Origin of the sequence: Glutamicibacter sp. NPDC088483, from assembly GCF_044753145.1 — a bacterium.
Classification (GTDB): Bacteria; Actinomycetota; Actinomycetes; order Actinomycetales; family Micrococcaceae; genus Glutamicibacter.
Genome location: NZ_JBIVMP010000010.1, coordinates 1 through 15,980, shown reverse-complemented (window position 1 = coordinate 15,980; position 15,980 = coordinate 1). Strand labels below are relative to the sequence as shown.

Here is a 15,980-nt window from a genome sequence, read left to right as displayed (position 1 = left end):
CGTCCTATTCTTTATTCTCAAAAAGGCTACGGGTGAGTTCCCGCAGCGGGTTATCCTGAACGTTTTCAGGACTCTTGCCCTGCGAAGGAATCACAGGGGCGGAAGGTTGCGAACCGATCAGTGCTTTCAGGTAGTTGGCATGCTCCGTAAGGTCTTCTTCGGTCGTGCCACGCAACGCTTTCGCATCAACACCCACCGCCTCAGCAACCTTCGAAACCAACTCAGAGTGAGCCTTGGCAGACTCAAACCCGGTCACCTTTTCAGACAGCTCCGAGTTCAAAGACTCAAGAGACGTAGCCTTAGAAAGTGCTTCGTCACGCTCACGAGTCAAAGCATCAACAGCCGCTTTGTTCTCTTTCGAGCGCTCTTCCCACTTTCTAGCCTCAGCCTTCCAGTCGGTCTCCTGTGCAGGAGGGGCCGGCGTAGGCGTAGGTTCCTGATTACTCATTTGCAACCATCCTTATTTCTGCCGTGCGGCATTAAAAAAGACCCCGTGCGGGGTCTTGAAATCTATTTGACGCCAAGGTCTAAGCGCATGGCCGAGAGAATGTCTGCGGTGCGTTCCTTGGCGTTACGGGCCTCGCCTTCGGCGTTGACCCATTCGTATTTGTTCTTGAGTCGTTCCTCAGTGCTAACGTCAGTGACTTTCAGTGTCAGACCGTCGTTAACCTTGTCCGCCGATTCACGGTATGCCTCGTAATAACGATCAGCGTCAGCTTGCAACTGCGCCTCATTACCCGCAGTTAGGGCAACAACCTCGCACCGGCAGTGATCGTGGAAAGATTCACCGATAGCGCGGGAACCACGAGTCTTGATGCCACGCCCGCGCCCTTTCGAGCCACGCCCTTGACCCTGCCCAACGGGGACACCGCGCCCGCCAACGACACCAGCGGATTCTTCGCTGTAGACAGCACCGCGACTCGCCAGCATCCCGCAAAACGCGCAGCAACCAGGCTTAGGAACACGAGCTGCCGACGTAGCCACTGACTGTATCGACGCGTTGCCGATCATCGTGTCAGCAGCGAACTCCGTCAACCGTTTAGTCAACCCACCCGCGATCAGCGAGTACGCCAGCAGCATCCCGCCACGCTCTAGGGTGCGGTCAGACAGCCCAAACCCAGCTAGAGCAAACCACGACTGCGCAGGAGGCAAAGCAAGCGTCTCAGGAGCTACAGGCTTCTTGACTTCCTGTAGCTCCATCAACTCAGCGCTAAACACCGCAGCAACTTCACCAGTCGCCGACGCATACTGATCCCCAAGCGTCGGCAACAGATCCATCATCGCCTCACGCTGAACAGCCGGCGACTCATTAGCAACCGCACGCATGATCTTGTCCAAATCAACCAAAGCCGCATCAGACAAAGCCGCACGAAGCAACGAATAACTCTGCGTCACGCTATAAGGAATCAGCACTACGCCTCCTGGTTATTCGAACCCGCCTGCTGAGCGTCAGCAACGTTCTGCGGTACAGCCTGCGCGTTAGCGATACGATCCACCAGCGAAGCAACAGAAGCCTTCTGCCCATCAACGCGAATACGCTCAACCTCATCAGCAGTAAAAATGCGCTCAAGCAACACAGGCTGATCAACAAGGCTTGGCATGGCCGCGCCGATCTTCGTAACCGCGTCAGCCTCAGCCGACAACGACCGGAACTCAGGATCAATGAACCGAACCGACAAGCGCCACATATCGTCAGGAACGACAGTCGCGTTATCGCGAACCATCACCGCCAACTCCATAATCTGCTTTACAGACTTAGGATGCACACTGTTGTTGTGATAGCTCGCATCAATCAGAAGATCATGCTCAGCAGCACGAATAGCCTCAGCAGAAGCCGGCTGATCATGAATGACACCCAGCGATGACGGAGGTAATGAAGTCTCACCACTAAACGCCATCGCAATAGTGCGCATCATGTCACTGTGAGGGGTCATCGTCGCCTGCTGCAACTGCTTCAGGTCAGGCTTATCGCCATCCTCGTCCTTGGAAATCGCAAGTAGGCGATCCATGGCAAGCTTGAACTTCTCAGATTCCGACATGGCATTATCGCCATAGAACGATTCGTAATCCACACCCAACAGAGCGATTTGTGGCGACGAATAGAACTCAGCGTTGCCTTCCATGCGCCCAAGAGTACGAACCGCCATGTCATTCAAACGCATCACAGCATTAGTCAGACGCGAACGCCCAAGCGGACGATTCAACTGAGGATCATTCAAAACAGGAACAGCCAGAACACGCCCAGTACGGTTACTCTGCGAGAACGAAGACCAGCCAGAACCACGAATAAACGAACAAGTGATGACCTCATTAGGCAGGTACACTACAAACTCAACAGGCCGGCCATCTTCATCAACATCAGCAATAGTCAAAGCCGAAGCAAGACGACGCGTCCGCTTATCCCACCGAGCAGCACAAGCCTCAGCCGAATGCCCAATAATCTGAACCGGAGCCTCACCAAGCCCACCCTTGGCTACAGTCACCAAAGACATGCCATGCTTATACGCCGAAACAACCGACTGCGAAAATTCCAAGTCGAAACTGTTCGCGTCCAAAATCTCGCCAAGCTCAAACGGATCATCAACACCCGCAAGACGCAAACCATCAAACTGAGATCGCAAAGCCGGCTTGCGAACAGCCTGCGTAGCCCAACCCAAAACATAATTGCACTTACGCAACTGCGGAGGCATCGCAATACCAAGATCCTTGAAAGCCTGCTCCGTATCGAAATACAGGTTGCGCTTCAAATTCTTAGTGCGATGGCTATCCCAAATCCGCAGCAAGCCACGAACTTCACCAAGAACTTCATCCGACAAACCAGAGATACTGAGACTTCGAATATCATCAGTAGACCAAGTCATCTGAACCTCTGCTTTCTTCCAGGATTACGTTTAGTCGTGCGCGCTCCCCAAAAAGCGAGCGTCACGGCATCAACGAACGAAACGGAACCAGTAGAGCTAATAGGAGCCCACCCGAAACCGCCATGAGCGCCAATCTTGCGCCGTGTAGTGTCACCAATTTGCTTATCAAGAACGTCCTGCGAAGCATGGGTCAAAGTACCCTCAGTCAACGCCTGATCGAACATCGTGTGGCCAGTGATTACCTGATCAACAGCGGGCGGAATAATAATCTGTTTGCCGATACCCTCGGCCCGCAAAGCCTCAATGAGATACCCCGCACCAGACTTGCCATCAATGACAATCTGCGCTGTGCGGTCCTTGCGCTGAACTAAGTAATCAACAAGCCACTGCGTGCCCTCAGATAGAGGTGCTGAGCGTATAGCCTCTACGTGAACAGTGCCGTCAGGAGAGCGCGCACCCGCGCCTAACGCGACCTCAGAGCCATCAAGGGAGAACTTCACACCAAAGCAACGAATACCGTCAGCAGGTGGCGTGCCAGCTCTTTGATTCCAAATGTCAATATCAAAAGCGCGAGAACCATTAGCGCCAACATCCCAAAAACCGCAACGCTCACGAAAGAACATCTCCGCCGACATAGCACCGAATTCATCCGCAACAGTCGTAATGTTCAAACGCAAACCCAAACTAGGATTCGTCGCATACCACGTAGCCCGATCAGAAATCTTCGCATTAGGCTCAGGTGACCACTCACACCAAGCAACACGCTTATCCCGGCCAGAAACGCCAGCCTCACGCAAACGCGTAAACACGGACCCATCCATGCCAGGAGCAGGTGGCGTGCCAAGCAAAATCTGAATAGGATCACCAGAAGGGGCAGAAGAAATCGTAGGCAACAATGCCGCCTGAGCATCTTCCCCATACTCCTGCGCCTCATCACACACAAGAACATCAACAGTGAACCCGCGACCCGAACCCTTAGAGCGGGCGATAAACTCAACCGAGCCACCATTCCCAAGAATGATCGCTTCCTGGCCATTGGTCTTCCGAATACCACCGGGAGCGACCATCGCCGCCAACTCTGGATACTTACGCTCATTCTCAAAGAACGACAAGATACGCAAGAAAGCCTTACGAGCCGTCTTCACCTCGTGCGCAGTATGAAGAATCTTCAAACCAAGCGAAACCATGAAAAACAGCTCAACCATCTCAAGAATGCCGTTCTTGCCATTCTGCCTCGGCACCGAGATGCCCCAGCGACCAGCAGCCCAACGGTCATCCTTCGATTTGCCCATCCAAGCCTGCAAAACATTCATCTGCCAAGCATCAGGCTTCAAACCATAAGTCGTAGCCAAGAAAGCGCAATCGTCAGCGTCATTCCACTTAGCAGGCGGGGCGGTCATAATCCGAGGGGTCTGGCAACCAACAGCCACCACTCACCACCTAACCGCTCTTGCGCTCCTTGGCCCGAGCCTCACGACGCAACCGCAACTCATCAATACCCGTCAACGGCTTACCCGACTCATCCGGAACCTCAAACTCAGCCAACTCGCGAACAGTGTCCCTAATCTCCAAAGACAAAGCCTTCGCATCACGCAGCGACTCGCACTCGTCATACTTCGCCGCGTTAGCTATCAGAAGCGCTTTAAGCACCGCTTCGCGCCCACCTGAGACTGCATCAGAAACACTCATTCAGGCAGCCTCCTTAAACAAGAAAAAGCCCCGCCTGTGGAAACAGGAAAGGCTCGGGGGTATCGCTATGCCGGAAGGGCGATCGTGGGAGGGGTGGGCACCGGGTTATGGGTGGGTTTCGTGACAGTTTGATCATTTTTTTGGTATTTATTGATCATTTTGCGCACTTTTACCCTGATGGTCACCATTCGAACGAGGTGTTGGCATCAATCGGTTTGGTGTTGGCTTCTCGCTTGGCTTGGAGTTGTTTTGCTCTGCCTTGTTTGCCTCCGCGTTTGCCGTTGCATAGTCGGCAGATGACGCGAAGGTTGGACGGGCGGTTAGTTCCGCCTTGTTCCCAGGGGATGATGTGGTCTGGTTCGGGGCTGTTTGGTTGCTTGGATTGGTTCCAGTTGAGCCAGGTAGAGCACAGTGGGCAGGTTGCTTGACCGGCCCCCCGGGCTTCTTTTAGTACGGTGGCTCTTACGTTCTTCCATTCGGCTGTGCCTGTGCGTGATGTTGCCACAGTGTCACCACCCTTTTGTTGCTACCCGCGTTGGTTGTCCGGTTCCAACGCGGGCGGCTTTGTGAGTGTCGTCAGCCAGCACTCACGCTGGCCCCACTGTTGGGCTGTGTAGGTTGTGCGGGCAGGTCTATCCTCGGGTTGTTGAAGACTAAGCGTGTGCTTACTCGCAACCGTCTTGGGTAGCCTTCACTCATTGGAGTGTTGACCCGTCGCAGATCATGCAGGAATCGAACCTGCGCTTACGGTTTTGGAGACCGTCGTGATACCACTTCACTAATGACCCTTGTGCAGATGTTCTTTTGCTTTGCCCTTGCCCACTCGCTAGGTGGGAAGCACGCGCTCCGATGCTTGGCGGTTCATCTGCCTCAGGTTTACGCTGCCTGAGTTGCCCACTCTGCTGTGCAGGTCTGGGCTTTGTGTTTGGGGTTGTTCAGGCGGTTCGCCCCATGCCGCCGTGTATGCCGTTGGGCATAAAAAATAGCCCCAACCAGATTGGTTGAAGCTTCTCACTGTGGGTACACGTATCCGCAGTTGGTACCAGATTAACAGTTGTTTGCGGTTAGTGCAACTAGAACCCATTTGATTTCGTTTGTTCCATTCCAGTGTGTTCCGCAGGCGTTACATTCGACGCTCCATTCTTGGTGTGGTTTGAGGTTTTCGTTGTCGGCCCAGCAGTCTACGTAGAGTGCGGTGAGTCGGTCTTCGCTGTAGGTTGCTTGTCCGCACGATGGGCAGGTTACGCCGTCGAGTCTGCGTAGCTTCTTGGGTCGCAGCATGGTTTCAATTTCGCTGGCTACCGATTGGAACAAGTGGGTGAACCAGTCTTCCCAGTCTGGTTCATGTTCGGTGTTGCTAATGGTTTTGACGCATCGTTTGAGCGTTGGTGCGCCTCGCTTGAAGCGGATGGTGTATCCGCGTTTTATGTCCCTTTCGATCTTTTGATGTAGGTCTAGAGCTTGCGCGTTGACGAGGATGCCTACTTTGCTTGATGATCCTCCTGCCCCGGTGTCGCTTGATCCGTAGATGGCTGAGGCTAGTTCGTCTATGAGCGCAGGTACTTTGCCGATGCGTCCTCCGATCATTTTCATGTGCGGTTCGGTTAGCTCTTGCGCGAGTGAACGCAGGGTCATTTTTCCTCGCTCTCGTAGATTTCGTCGTATGCTCGTTGCGCTGCTGTTGGCAGGGTGTTGTAGTAGGCGGTGATGGCGGCTTGTGCGTCGTTCCTGTATGCGAGCTTGTGTACGCCGCGTATGTTGTCCCAGTCTTCTGGTTTGCGGGTTGTGTTGCGGACGCTGACGAATAGGGCGATGGCGGCCGCTTCGTGGGCTTCTGGATCGAGTTTCACTGCCCCTCCTGGATGGTGGTTGGGGTGATGTTCATGTTTGGTACATCGCTTTCTGTAGTTTGTTGAGGTCTTCGGTTCGGATGTTGTTGTCGTCGCCGTGTGCTTTGCCGGATTGGATGATGAGGCGGATGACGGTTTGTGATACGGCGAGCATTTGGGCGGCTTCTGGGATGGGTGTCATGCCGATGCCGTTGCGGTGTGCGTGTCTGGATTGTTCGCCGTGTGTTCCGCCCATGTGGAAGTATCCGCAGTGGGTGCATTTGTAGATGTGTTGGTTTCGGTATTCTTTGCGTCGGCGGAATTGTTTGGCTTGGTTGCGTGTGGTGAACATTGCTTTGCCGGTGGTTGGGCATCCTCCGCGTCGTTCACTCACGGGTTTTCCTTTGTGTTTTCGTTTACAACGTTTGTTTCGTGTGCGTGTGGGAGTGTGGCGAAGCGGTGGAGGGTTATGGCTTCTCGATCTCGTTGTTTCAATTGCGTTGGGGATGAGAATGCTGTGGAGATTTCTATGGCGATACGTCGTTGGTACATTGCGTGCCAGTATTCGGCTGCTAGTTCGGCGTCGCTGAATCGCTGGCTCATGGTGTTTTCCCTTCGCTGATGTACTTTTCGAACTGTGATGCCACCCTGATAACTATGTCTGAGCCTCTAAAGTCTCTTGTTGGTAGGCGGCTGTTCATGTCGATTATGAAATTCGCGGAAAGCTTCAGCGCTTCGAGGCGTACTTGCATTGGGTCCATTGCTAGCTCTCTCATCGTGCTTGGATTCCGTCTCTGGTTGTGTTGTTGTTTGTGTTTTGTTCGGCTCGTTGGGCGTGGTTGCTGTTTTCGAATCCGGTTTTCATGCGTTCGAGTGTCGCTCGGTCGGTTGCTTGTGCCATCAGCTGGTTGTTGATGGTTAGCGCGTAGGTGCCGAGTGGCGTCTCTTGAATCGCGTAGGTGCTCATTTGTTTGGTCCTACTAACACGTAGTTCGTCTTGTGGTCGATGCCAGCTTCAGGCGCGAACGCTTTGGAGAAGCTTTCGAATATGTCGGCCCATTGCTTTCCTGTTTTGGTTATCGCGTCTCCGATTGATTGGAAGGCCTCCGTTAGCTGCCGCGCTTGCCATCCGATGGGGTTGAGTTCTCGTCGCTGCTGGTTGGTCTGTTCGAGTGCTTTGCGCATGTAGAGCTGGGCTAGGTTTGGCTGGCCGGTTTCGATTGCTTTTTGTGCGCGGGTTATGAGTTCGTCGGTTCTCATTTCCGTTCCTTTCGTTTGCGGGCTTGGAGTTTGCGGGTGTGGTTGATTTGGTGTTGCAGGCGGTTTTTGCGCCATTCCGATTCGCAGCCGGTGAAGAACTCAAGCTCGTAACGCAACTGCTTTTCGCGTTCAATCGACCGTCGGATGGCTACCCGGTACGTGCGAGAAGTGAAGATCATTTGAGGAGATCCTTGATTTCGTGCGGGAGCGCAATGATCGGACGGGTAACCTTCTCGGTCAGCGGCTCAGAGTTAGGCTCGTTGGTGAATGCGCCTGCGAAGTCGAAGAGCAGGAAGTTGCCGTCTTCGTTCTGCACGAACTGTTCGACGGTGAACGTCATTGATTCCAGGTCGTAGTCAAGTGATCCTCTGCGCGTGATGTTGAGTGGTGCGCCGTTCATTGCGCAGAACTTGTATTCGGCGCGGTAGTACTGATCGATGGTTGCCATGACTTGCCTTTCGTTGCATAAAAAAGAGCGCCACAACGGACGCTCAAAGGGGTGGGGTGGTGCTGGGTTTAAGCGGTGTATTCTTTGCCGTCGATGATGGTTCTGCCGTCGATGATTTGGTAGACGAACGGCCATGATTCGGTTTCGTTGTAGTAGGAGAATCCGAGGCCTTGCTGCCAGTCCTCGACGATCTTGGCTGGTTTTCCGTTGGCTCCGATTGCACCGTTTACGGATGGCACTGAACCGTCTACACGGCACATTGCGCCTGGGTTGGCGGAGTACCTGCGGAGCGGTTCACCCCGCGGGCCGATAACGGTGTGGTAAGTGATTTCTGCGCGGTGAGTGTGCCCTGCCCAGGTGTTCAGGTGTGGGTGTTCGTGAACGTACTGGGCGGTTGTGGAGCCTTTCGAGTTAGCGCGGGTTCCGTGGATGTTCCTTGTGGTGTCGTTGTCCCAGTCGGTTGCTGCCGGGTACGCGTCAACGTATCGGATGTTGAGCTCTTCGAGGCGCAGCAGGTACGGGATCGACATTGTTGGCCACGAGTTGGGCATGTTGGCTCGTTTGAGCCCGAACGCTGCTAGTGCGTTGGCTTCGACGAAGTTTTGCATGCGTTTGTCGTGGTTGCCTTCGATGATGATCATTTCGGCGTTGGGTGCTACTGCGCGTAGTTGTGCTAGCCATGCGTGGGCGGTATCTAGTGCTGGTTGGGTGGTTCGTGCGAACGATGCTTCTTGCGCCCACCGGGATTGTGATGGCAGGTCCAGGAAGTCGCCTAGGATCTGGATCTTGTCTGGCTGGTAGACGGCGCAGGCTTGGGTGAAGATGTCCATTGGTCTTTGGTCGTGGAATGGGTCGAGTGTGCCGTCTTCGAGTCGCCGGTAGCCGATCTGGTGGTCTGCTGATTTGAGGGCTAGCTTGTAGTTTCGTTTCGGTGCCGGTGACGGGGTTGGCAGGTTCACGACGACTGGTTGTGCTTGCTGGATGACCGGCCACGCTGGTTCGCCATCCTTGCCGGTTTTCGGTCGAACGTCGTTGATTTTGTTCCAGTACCCGCCAGCAGGGTTTGTCGTTACACCCCATTTGAAGGTGACTTGATCCGGGTCTTGGCCTTTGGATTTGATGAAGTTTCGGAAGTCTTCGTATCCGAATGCTCGATTTGAGGTGAGCAAGTAGCTGTCAGCGAGTTCTTCGGTGCCTGATTCCGACATGACGCCATCGACTGGAGCGGACTTTTCGATGCAGGTGCACCCTCCTGATCGGTGGCTGTTGATCATTGATTTGCTGACTGGGTGGCCGTAGTCGGCGAGTTCTTTCGCCATTTCTCGTGAGGGTGCTGCGAGGTCGTTCAGCCCGGTAATTTTTAGGGCTATGGCGTATTTGCACTGTGGCATTAGGTTTCCTTTGGGTATGCGTAAAGCCCTCAGAATCGTTTCTAAGGGCTCAGGAATGTTTGAGTGTGAACTTGTTCGGGGGCGATACGTTCGTGCGCCCTTGATGGCGTAGAAGGTTAATCAGCGGGTGTTACTCGTATCGGCCGGGTTGCGGTTCGCCAGTTATGAGCGCGATCAGGTCATCAACGGTCATCGTCACCCACTGATCGCCGGGCTTACCTTTGCCGTGACGCTTATGCACGATCACGCCAGCCAGCGCGTCGTCGTTGCCGGCCTCAACGTGTGCTTCAGTGATCCAAGTCCCGAGGTTGATCCGCGAAGTGTTCTTGCACTCCAACACCAGCCGTTGTCCGTGAACCCTGACCCCGCCAATATCGCCTCGGTCTTTCGCGCCGGTCTTCACACGCCGGTCGATACGGTCATCAACCGTCTTCGCCAAATGATCCGCAATGTCCCGTTCAAACTTCGAGCCAGCCGCCTTAGCTGATGCACGACTACGCGCCATGTCCGCCTCCTTGGGCATAAAGAGAGCCACCCTCGTTGAGAGTGGCTTGGGTTTCGTATTGGGTTTCGAGTTCTTGCAGGTACTCGGCCATCACTTCACTGATGTGCATCGCAGTGGCACCCCTAACCGGTAGAGGCATTCACCTAGCATGCGGTCCAGCTCGTCATAAGTGACAGGCAGATCCGGCCATGGGAACCTAGGCGGGATCGGCAACGCTTTGCTGTATGCGAATGGTCGATAAAAGTTCTCGTTGGACAGTTGCGCCAAGTACTCGTGCTGTTCGTGGATGCGCGGCAACAGTTCTTGCAACTGTTCCTTGCTCATGTTTTCCATCAGACTGCTTTCTGGTAATGGCCCTTGAACTCAAGTTCGAAGTTGCCGGTCCGTCCGTGCCTGTTCTTCGCGACCCCAACCATGAGCCGGGTCTTCGCTTCCTCGTCCGAACCGTTGATTGCACGGTGCAAGAGGATTACTACTGATGCGTCCTGCTCGATGGCACCTGACTCACGCAAGTCCGACATTTTTGGTGGGTCGTCGGTTTGGGTGCTGTTTCGGTTCACCTGCGACAGGAGGATCACGGGCACCTCGTACTCGACTGACAACATTTTTGCTTGCCGTGAGAACTCTGCGATCAGTTCGTGCCTTGGCCGCCGGTCACCTGACGGGGTGTTGATGAGTTGCAGGTAGTCGATCACGATGCCGGAGAGTTTCTGGCGTCGGTGGACGTTGTGCACGAACTTCTTGATCTGCGACATGGTGAGTGAGTCGTTAAGGATGGCTATGCGTCCTTGTGCGATTCGTTTTGCCCGCCATTGGTCGATGAGTGCTCGTTCTTTGTCATGGAGGTTGCCGGAGTCTACCCGTGACAAACTGATTTCGGTTTCGTTGGCAATGAGCCGTTTGCCGATTTCGGTTTTGCCCATTTCCAAGCTGATGAATGGGACTGCCCCGTTGGCTTCCATGGCTTGGGCGAACTGCATGCCGAGCACGGATTTGCCTACGCCGGGTCTTGCGCCGACGACGTACACGTTTCCAGGCCTGAGTCCGCCGATGATCGCGTCAAGGTCGGGCCATGGTGTTGCTGGGTAGTTGTGCACCTCATCCAGGCTGGCGATGATCTCGTCCACGTCGTCAGCGAGGAAAGACACTTTCGGCCCTTTGGCGCCGGCTACAGCGTCAGTGATCCGCAGCCGGGTTTCTTCCACGGTGTCGCCAATGTCCACTGGGGATGCGATGGCTTGCTGTGCGCCTTGGAGCACTGCCATGAGCCTGCGCCGTGTCGCTGCTTCGGAAACAATGTTTTCCAGGACTTCGATGTTGTCGTAGTCCGGGATTTCCTGGGCGGCTTCACGAATGGTCAACGGGTCTACACGGAACTCGCTGCCTCGTAGCTCGTTCTCAAGAGTGAGTTGGCTGATGCCTCGACGTTCGTTGTACATCGTCAACGCGGCTCGGTGGATGACCTCGTACTGTTTCGAGGCGTAATCTGCTGGGTCGAGCGTCATCTGGGAAATGATGCCACCACGGGTGTTGATGATCATCCCGATGATGGATCGTTCGACTGTGTGAGTGTGTTCCAAGTTTGGTCTCCTTCCTAGAAGTCGAAGCCCTTGAGCTGCTTAGGGGCTGATTCGTTGATTGATGCTGTGCCGTACTTGATTGAGTTGCGCACCCAATTCCGGTACGTGGCATCCCAGTCGAGCTTCACGCCCTTTTGTCCTGGTGCTGCCAAGAAGTGGTCAATGAATTTTCTGAGTTCAGCTTCTTGGTCTACCTGTGGAAGTTCTTTTGAAATTCCCGCGGTGGTTGTTTGCTTGGGTGCCCACTCTTCGAAGATCCTTGATCCGCGCTTGGACTCTTTTTTGTCCCCGCCGTCTGCTGGCGGGGTATTACTTGTAGTAGTAGCTGTAGTAGTAGCAGTAGCACCTGGGGTAAGTTCATCTGACGTTACGGCGTAAGTTATGCCATAACCGATGCCTTGACTGATGGCTTTCATGTCTTCGTAAGGCTCACGGAGGATACTCTGTACACGCGACTCTTCCCAGCACTTCAACCCTGGATCTGATTCGTTGATCCTTCGAAGCTCATGCACAAAAAAGCGTCTAATCTCCGGGGATGAAATGTCCGCGTATGCGTTAGCCATTGCAATGGGCAGCCGGTACCTGGACAGCAGTCCGTCGTGCCTAACGAATGACCTGATGAACACTTCTTCAGTTTCGTCATCGACGTAGATGTAAGAACCTGCTTCCAGTTCCTTCGCTGCTGCTCGCACGTCGTCGGCAGTCACTCCGCGAGTGATCTTCGCGATTCGCCCCGGTCGCCAATCTGCAACGCCGGCATAGTTCAGTGTTGGGTGGATTAGCAACAGCTTGTATAGGTGTTGCGCAGCCAATCCAAGGTCGCGGTAGTCCGTGTTGGATAGCATGTCCACACGAATATTCGCTCTGTCGCGTGCCACTTGTGGTTACTTCCTTTCTCTGTGTATGAGTTGTTGGATGTGTCCGGTGATGGTTTGTTCTTGGCTGTCCAGGTGGTCTTGTAGGACTTCTTTGTAGCCGTCGTCTTCGGGCATGTAGTCGTCTTGGGTTTCGTCGTCCCAGAGCGACCGGGTGTGGGTTTGTGCGCGCCAGTTGATGAGCCCGAGGATGTTCATGCATGACGTGTCTGATGGGCGTTGGTTAGCGAGCCGCCAGATCCGTCCTTGCAGTATGAGGAACTCTGGTTTGCAATCATCGTTACCGTGCTCCCGGTAATAGTCCTGGAACAAGTTCTCGATATAAGTGCATCGGTCTTTAAATGACAGGTCACGCGGCGTTACGGGTTGAATACTCATGACTGCTCCTTGTATGGGTTGTAGGTGTCGTCTTCTTGGCAGTAAGCGCAGTCGCCGCAAGTTCGTGGGCATGCGATTTTTTCGACGTACCATTTGACCGCTTCATCCCACGCTTTGGCCTTGGCTTTCTTGACTTCGGCGCGGAGTAGCATTTCGGTGGCATTGTTGTTGCGGACGATGATGTTAGCTAACCGTCCACAACGTTCCATAAGCTCCTCGTAAGTGGTTTCGTCGTTCATGACAGGTCCTCCTTGTACTGGTTTGCGCGGTTCAATAACTCGTCTTCGATGCCCCGGCTTACTAGATCGCCCCCGTTGTCGCGCACCCAGTCCGCCGCTTCGTTGAGCGCTTCTGCTTTCGCTTCGGCGCGGACCTTGGCGATCATGCGGTCAAAACTTTGCATCAGTGGTTCAATACGGCTCTTGCTATACGCCATGGCCAGCACCCAAGTTGCTCTGGCTTCATCCGGCGTCGGCACGTATTCTCCGCCGTGGTAGGTGGCAGCGTGCTTCTCATTAGCGCCCATCAGAGCGTCACCAAGAATCCGCTGAACGGGTGGACGCGCTTATCCTCGTGCCCGTAACGTTCGAAGTGCTCGGGCACAGTTAGAAGCTCGTCATCTTCCCAGCGGCTCGGCTGAATCCCGCCACACCGCCACACAAGGTCGCGGTGATACTTGAACTTGAGCTGATCCTCGTCTTCCAGGTAGGTTCCTAGCTCACGGTCGTTATTTCGGATAGCAACCTCAGCACTGTGCGCGTCGGTCGTGCCGGTGACGAGCCAGTATTCGCCGTCGTCGCCGAGATTGAATACTTCGATGTTTTCGTTTTTCATTTGTTCTGTTCCTTGCCGGTGATGGTGATTGGGGTTTGGGGTCTGATGTAGTGTTCGTTGCCGTAGAACCGTCCGCGCACAGTGAGTAGGATTGCGCTACTGAGGTTCGGTTTGGGGTTGAAGTTGATCAGCTTGCCGTCAAATTCCCGACCTGCCATGTCCACGCCTTTGACTGTTTTGCCGAGGTCGTTGATAGCGAGGTACCGGGCTTCTCGTGCGATCACTGCTGGCTCCATGTCGGGGATTCGGGCGAGGATTGGTGCGAGGATTGGTGCGAGTGCTTCGATGCATGACAGGTCAAACTGCTCACCGAGTACGTCGTTCTGGATCTCTTCGTCTTGGATGCTCATCGTTTAGCTCCTAATCTGTTTAGTACTTTCCGTGAGGTCGGATCGTTGTAACCGAGGTTCACCGGGGTTTTGATTGCTTTCAGGTGCTTCTCCACATGGCAGAAACACTCCTTGTCACGGCACATGAAATAAGGTGCTTTTCCTGCGCAGCACGAGTCGCACTCAGGTTTCTCATTCATCGGGTCACCATGCGGATCTTCTGCCGGCGTTCCATGCGTTGCCGGGTCTCGCTGATCTGCTTCAGGAACGCGTCAGTGTTCGCCTTGTCGCGCCTGATCTTCGGATCGGTAACAACACGAGGTTGCTTAGGCTTAGGGTTCCTGCGACGCTCCTTCTGATAGCAGGTGCCGCACTCGCCAGCAGCTCCACGCGCACAAGTTCCTGGGTAGTCTTCGATGCTTGTCCGCTCTGGCCTGATGGGCATCTTGCAGTCGTCGTTGACGCATTTTGGCAGGTCACTGATGCTGATCTTTGCCTTAGCCATGGTTCTGCTCCTTCAGCTTTTGGATGAGGTCAGGTCGGAAACCTGACCAGTGAGTGAATTCGTCCACGTACACGACGGGTGGTTGCTGGTGTCCGAGACCCATGATGAATTCGAGTGCTTCAGCGTCTTGGGAAACGTCGATCACCTCGTAGGCGATGTTGGCTTTCTTGAGCGCTATATAGGTTGCGTTGCATTGGACGCATGACGGTTTCGAATAAACCTTGATCAAAGTAAGTTCCTTAGGTATGACTGCGGGGCCGGTGTGATGACCGACCCCGCGTTTTGGGTACTAAAAAAAGCGCTACCCGGTTTGGGTTAGCGCTTGTGGCTTCTTGGTGGTAAATGAGTGGTTAGAACGGTGGTTTGTCGTTAGCGAAAGCTGGTCCCCACGGGTCAGCAGCCGGCGCATTCCATCCACCACCCTGCTGTGGCTGTGGTGCGGACTGCTGAGGGGACTGCTGAGGCTGGGCGTTGAAGCCACCACCATTGCTGTTGTCACGCTTCGGGATGATGCGCACACCCCACGCAGTAACGTCCAACGAAACACCCTTGCCTGAGCCGTCGTTCTTGTCGTACTCGCGCTGGTAGAACTCGCCTGTAATCTGCACCCGCGTGCCCTTGGTGAGCTGCTTCGCGTAGAACTCGGCAAGCTCACCCCAGATCGCCACGTTGAACCAGTTCTCGACGACCTTGTCCCAGCCGCCCTGGTCGTTCTTCTTCGACTTGGAATCACCGATACGGAAGTTCAGCACAGAACGTCCACTAGGTGTGGTGCGCAGTTCCGCGTCGGCTCCAAGGTTGCCAGTTGCTACGATCTCAGCCATTTACTTGTTCTCCTTCGATTCGCGCTTGATGCGCTTGGATCTTACTTAGTACTTCAGGTGTTGCTCCGGCTGCCTGCGCATCCATATACAGGGCACGCAAGTTGTCGATCGTCGCCACTGTTTCCGCAACTTCCAACCAATCAACAGGCGCTTGCTCAACAAGGGGTTTGACCGTGTAAGGTCCCTTTACGGCCTGCCGAATAGTGATGCGCACCGTCGTCGGCTTATCAATGTGACTCATATGCGAGATCTTGATACCACCAACCTTGTTCGGTCCAAACGTCACGTTAGGGTCACCGAACAAGGTCAGCTTGCGTCCGATATACAGATCAGACTTTCCGCCCCACACCATTTGCAGGACGCGGCGCATGCTCTTGTTTGGCTTGTATGGCCGTCCAGGATATTCGGCAAGTTCCAACCAGACCGGCTGCTGGTTAGTTTCCGGGTCAAGTATTTTCTTGCCCACGATGGTTACCGTCCGACTTCCTGCAATCAGGTCGTCGTAGTTGAGCTGGTCCGATTTCGGCGCCAGCGTGTCTCCGATGTCCATTAGTAGATTTCCTCCTCTGCGAAATGATCGATGTATTCGGTGGCGGGTCTGTTCGCCACTGCTTCGAGGTACTTACTGATAACTTCGGTCGCGTGTTTCTCGAAAGCGCTCACTGCTTCGAT

General features: G+C 54.4%; 26 protein-coding genes and 1 tRNA gene. All 27 read right to left on the bottom strand.

What is annotated here, in order from left to right; genetic code table 11:
- Positions 1 to 4: 4 nt before the first annotated feature.
- The 27 genes from ACIP6G_RS17830 to ACIP6G_RS17700 all read right to left on the bottom strand — a co-directional run bounded on the left by ACIP6G_RS17830 (position 5) and on the right by ACIP6G_RS17700 (position 15,858).
- A complete protein-coding gene (locus ACIP6G_RS17830; protein WP_365945897.1) occupies positions 5 to 448 on the bottom strand; it encodes a hypothetical protein in 444 nt (147 codons plus the stop codon).
- 62 nt (positions 449 to 510) lie between these two features.
- A complete protein-coding gene (locus ACIP6G_RS17825; RefSeq protein WP_365945896.1) occupies positions 511 to 1,413 on the bottom strand; it encodes a hypothetical protein in 903 nt (300 codons plus the stop codon).
- Positions 1,413 to 2,861 carry a phage portal protein gene (locus tag ACIP6G_RS17820; RefSeq protein ID WP_365945895.1) on the bottom strand — a complete coding sequence of 483 codons (1,449 nt, stop codon included), beginning with the start codon at positions 2,859 to 2,861 and terminating at the stop codon, positions 1,413 to 1,415. The genes ACIP6G_RS17825 and ACIP6G_RS17820 overlap by 1 nt, the downstream gene beginning before the upstream one ends.
- Positions 2,858 to 4,174, bottom strand: coding sequence for a hypothetical protein (locus tag ACIP6G_RS17815; RefSeq protein WP_400291598.1), 1,317 nt, complete (start codon positions 4,172 to 4,174; stop codon positions 2,858 to 2,860). The genes ACIP6G_RS17820 and ACIP6G_RS17815 overlap by 4 nt, the downstream gene beginning before the upstream one ends.
- A gap of 127 nt (positions 4,175 to 4,301) precedes the next feature.
- Complete coding sequence (locus ACIP6G_RS17810) at positions 4,302 to 4,550, bottom strand: hypothetical protein (RefSeq protein WP_365945893.1); 249 nt, start codon at positions 4,548 to 4,550, stop codon at positions 4,302 to 4,304.
- Positions 4,551 to 4,731: 181 nt separating this feature from the next.
- Positions 4,732 to 5,055, bottom strand: coding sequence for an HNH endonuclease signature motif containing protein (locus ACIP6G_RS17805; protein ID WP_365945892.1), 324 nt, complete (start codon positions 5,053 to 5,055; stop codon positions 4,732 to 4,734).
- Between the two features lie 212 nt (positions 5,056 to 5,267).
- A tRNA-Trp gene (locus ACIP6G_RS17800) sits at positions 5,268 to 5,338 on the bottom strand.
- 259 nt (positions 5,339 to 5,597) lie between these two features.
- On the bottom strand, positions 5,598 to 6,185 hold the full coding sequence (locus ACIP6G_RS17795) for a hypothetical protein (RefSeq protein WP_365945891.1): 588 nt from the start codon (positions 6,183 to 6,185) through the stop codon (positions 5,598 to 5,600).
- Entirely contained in the window at positions 6,182 to 6,400 is a 219-nt protein-coding gene (locus ACIP6G_RS17790; protein WP_400291596.1) for a hypothetical protein, read from the bottom strand. The genes ACIP6G_RS17795 and ACIP6G_RS17790 overlap by 4 nt, the downstream gene beginning before the upstream one ends.
- A gap of 31 nt (positions 6,401 to 6,431) precedes the next feature.
- A complete protein-coding gene (locus ACIP6G_RS17785) occupies positions 6,432 to 6,773 on the bottom strand; it encodes a hypothetical protein (RefSeq protein WP_400291594.1) in 342 nt (113 codons plus the stop codon).
- A 378-nt stretch (positions 6,774 to 7,151) separates the two neighbouring features.
- On the bottom strand, positions 7,152 to 7,346 hold the full coding sequence (locus ACIP6G_RS17780) for a hypothetical protein (protein ID WP_365946532.1): 195 nt from the start codon (positions 7,344 to 7,346) through the stop codon (positions 7,152 to 7,154).
- Positions 7,343 to 7,639: a hypothetical protein gene (locus tag ACIP6G_RS17775; RefSeq protein ID WP_365946533.1), complete on the bottom strand. Its 297-nt coding sequence runs from the start codon at positions 7,637 to 7,639 to the stop codon at positions 7,343 to 7,345. Before ACIP6G_RS17775 ends, ACIP6G_RS17780 begins: the two co-directional genes overlap by 4 nt.
- Entirely contained in the window at positions 7,636 to 7,818 is a 183-nt protein-coding gene (locus ACIP6G_RS17770; RefSeq protein ID WP_365946534.1) for a hypothetical protein, read from the bottom strand. Before ACIP6G_RS17770 ends, ACIP6G_RS17775 begins: the two co-directional genes overlap by 4 nt.
- Positions 7,815 to 8,087 (bottom strand): hypothetical protein, encoded by a 273-nt coding sequence (locus tag ACIP6G_RS17765; protein WP_365946535.1) that lies wholly within the window; start codon positions 8,085 to 8,087, stop codon positions 7,815 to 7,817. Before ACIP6G_RS17765 ends, ACIP6G_RS17770 begins: the two co-directional genes overlap by 4 nt.
- 68 nt (positions 8,088 to 8,155) lie before the next feature.
- Complete coding sequence (locus ACIP6G_RS17760; protein ID WP_365946536.1) at positions 8,156 to 9,478, bottom strand: hypothetical protein; 1,323 nt, start codon at positions 9,476 to 9,478, stop codon at positions 8,156 to 8,158.
- Between the two features lie 130 nt (positions 9,479 to 9,608).
- Positions 9,609 to 9,983 (bottom strand): hypothetical protein, encoded by a 375-nt coding sequence (locus tag ACIP6G_RS17755; protein WP_365946537.1) that lies wholly within the window; start codon positions 9,981 to 9,983, stop codon positions 9,609 to 9,611.
- A 332-nt stretch (positions 9,984 to 10,315) separates the two neighbouring features.
- Complete coding sequence (locus ACIP6G_RS17750) at positions 10,316 to 11,563, bottom strand: DnaB-like helicase C-terminal domain-containing protein (RefSeq protein ID WP_365946539.1); 1,248 nt, start codon at positions 11,561 to 11,563, stop codon at positions 10,316 to 10,318.
- Between the two features lie 14 nt (positions 11,564 to 11,577).
- Entirely contained in the window at positions 11,578 to 12,441 is an 864-nt protein-coding gene (locus ACIP6G_RS17745; protein ID WP_365946540.1) for a hypothetical protein, read from the bottom strand.
- Between the two features lie 6 nt (positions 12,442 to 12,447).
- Positions 12,448 to 12,816: a hypothetical protein gene (locus ACIP6G_RS17740; protein WP_365946542.1), complete on the bottom strand. Its 369-nt coding sequence runs from the start codon at positions 12,814 to 12,816 to the stop codon at positions 12,448 to 12,450.
- Positions 12,813 to 13,055: a hypothetical protein gene (locus ACIP6G_RS17735; protein ID WP_365946543.1), complete on the bottom strand. Its 243-nt coding sequence runs from the start codon at positions 13,053 to 13,055 to the stop codon at positions 12,813 to 12,815. Before ACIP6G_RS17735 ends, ACIP6G_RS17740 begins: the two co-directional genes overlap by 4 nt.
- Positions 13,052 to 13,342, bottom strand: a complete 291-nt coding sequence (locus tag ACIP6G_RS17730; protein ID WP_365946544.1) for a hypothetical protein — start codon at positions 13,340 to 13,342, stop codon at positions 13,052 to 13,054. Before ACIP6G_RS17730 ends, ACIP6G_RS17735 begins: the two co-directional genes overlap by 4 nt.
- On the bottom strand, positions 13,342 to 13,650 hold the full coding sequence (locus tag ACIP6G_RS17725; protein ID WP_365946545.1) for a hypothetical protein: 309 nt from the start codon (positions 13,648 to 13,650) through the stop codon (positions 13,342 to 13,344). The genes ACIP6G_RS17730 and ACIP6G_RS17725 overlap by 1 nt, the downstream gene beginning before the upstream one ends.
- Entirely contained in the window at positions 13,647 to 14,000 is a 354-nt protein-coding gene (locus ACIP6G_RS17720) for a hypothetical protein (protein WP_365946546.1), read from the bottom strand. Before ACIP6G_RS17720 ends, ACIP6G_RS17725 begins: the two co-directional genes overlap by 4 nt.
- Before the next feature lie 175 nt (positions 14,001 to 14,175).
- Complete coding sequence (locus ACIP6G_RS17715; protein ID WP_365946547.1) at positions 14,176 to 14,484, bottom strand: hypothetical protein; 309 nt, start codon at positions 14,482 to 14,484, stop codon at positions 14,176 to 14,178.
- Positions 14,477 to 14,713 (bottom strand): glutaredoxin-like protein NrdH, encoded by a 237-nt coding sequence (gene nrdH / locus ACIP6G_RS17710; protein ID WP_365946548.1) that lies wholly within the window; start codon positions 14,711 to 14,713, stop codon positions 14,477 to 14,479. The genes ACIP6G_RS17715 and nrdH overlap by 8 nt, the downstream gene beginning before the upstream one ends.
- Positions 14,714 to 14,834: 121 nt before the next feature.
- A complete protein-coding gene (locus ACIP6G_RS17705) occupies positions 14,835 to 15,308 on the bottom strand; it encodes a single-stranded DNA-binding protein (RefSeq protein WP_365946549.1) in 474 nt (157 codons plus the stop codon).
- A complete protein-coding gene (locus ACIP6G_RS17700; RefSeq protein ID WP_365946550.1) occupies positions 15,301 to 15,858 on the bottom strand; it encodes a hypothetical protein in 558 nt (185 codons plus the stop codon). Before ACIP6G_RS17700 ends, ACIP6G_RS17705 begins: the two co-directional genes overlap by 8 nt.
- Positions 15,859 to 15,980 lie beyond the last annotated feature (122 nt).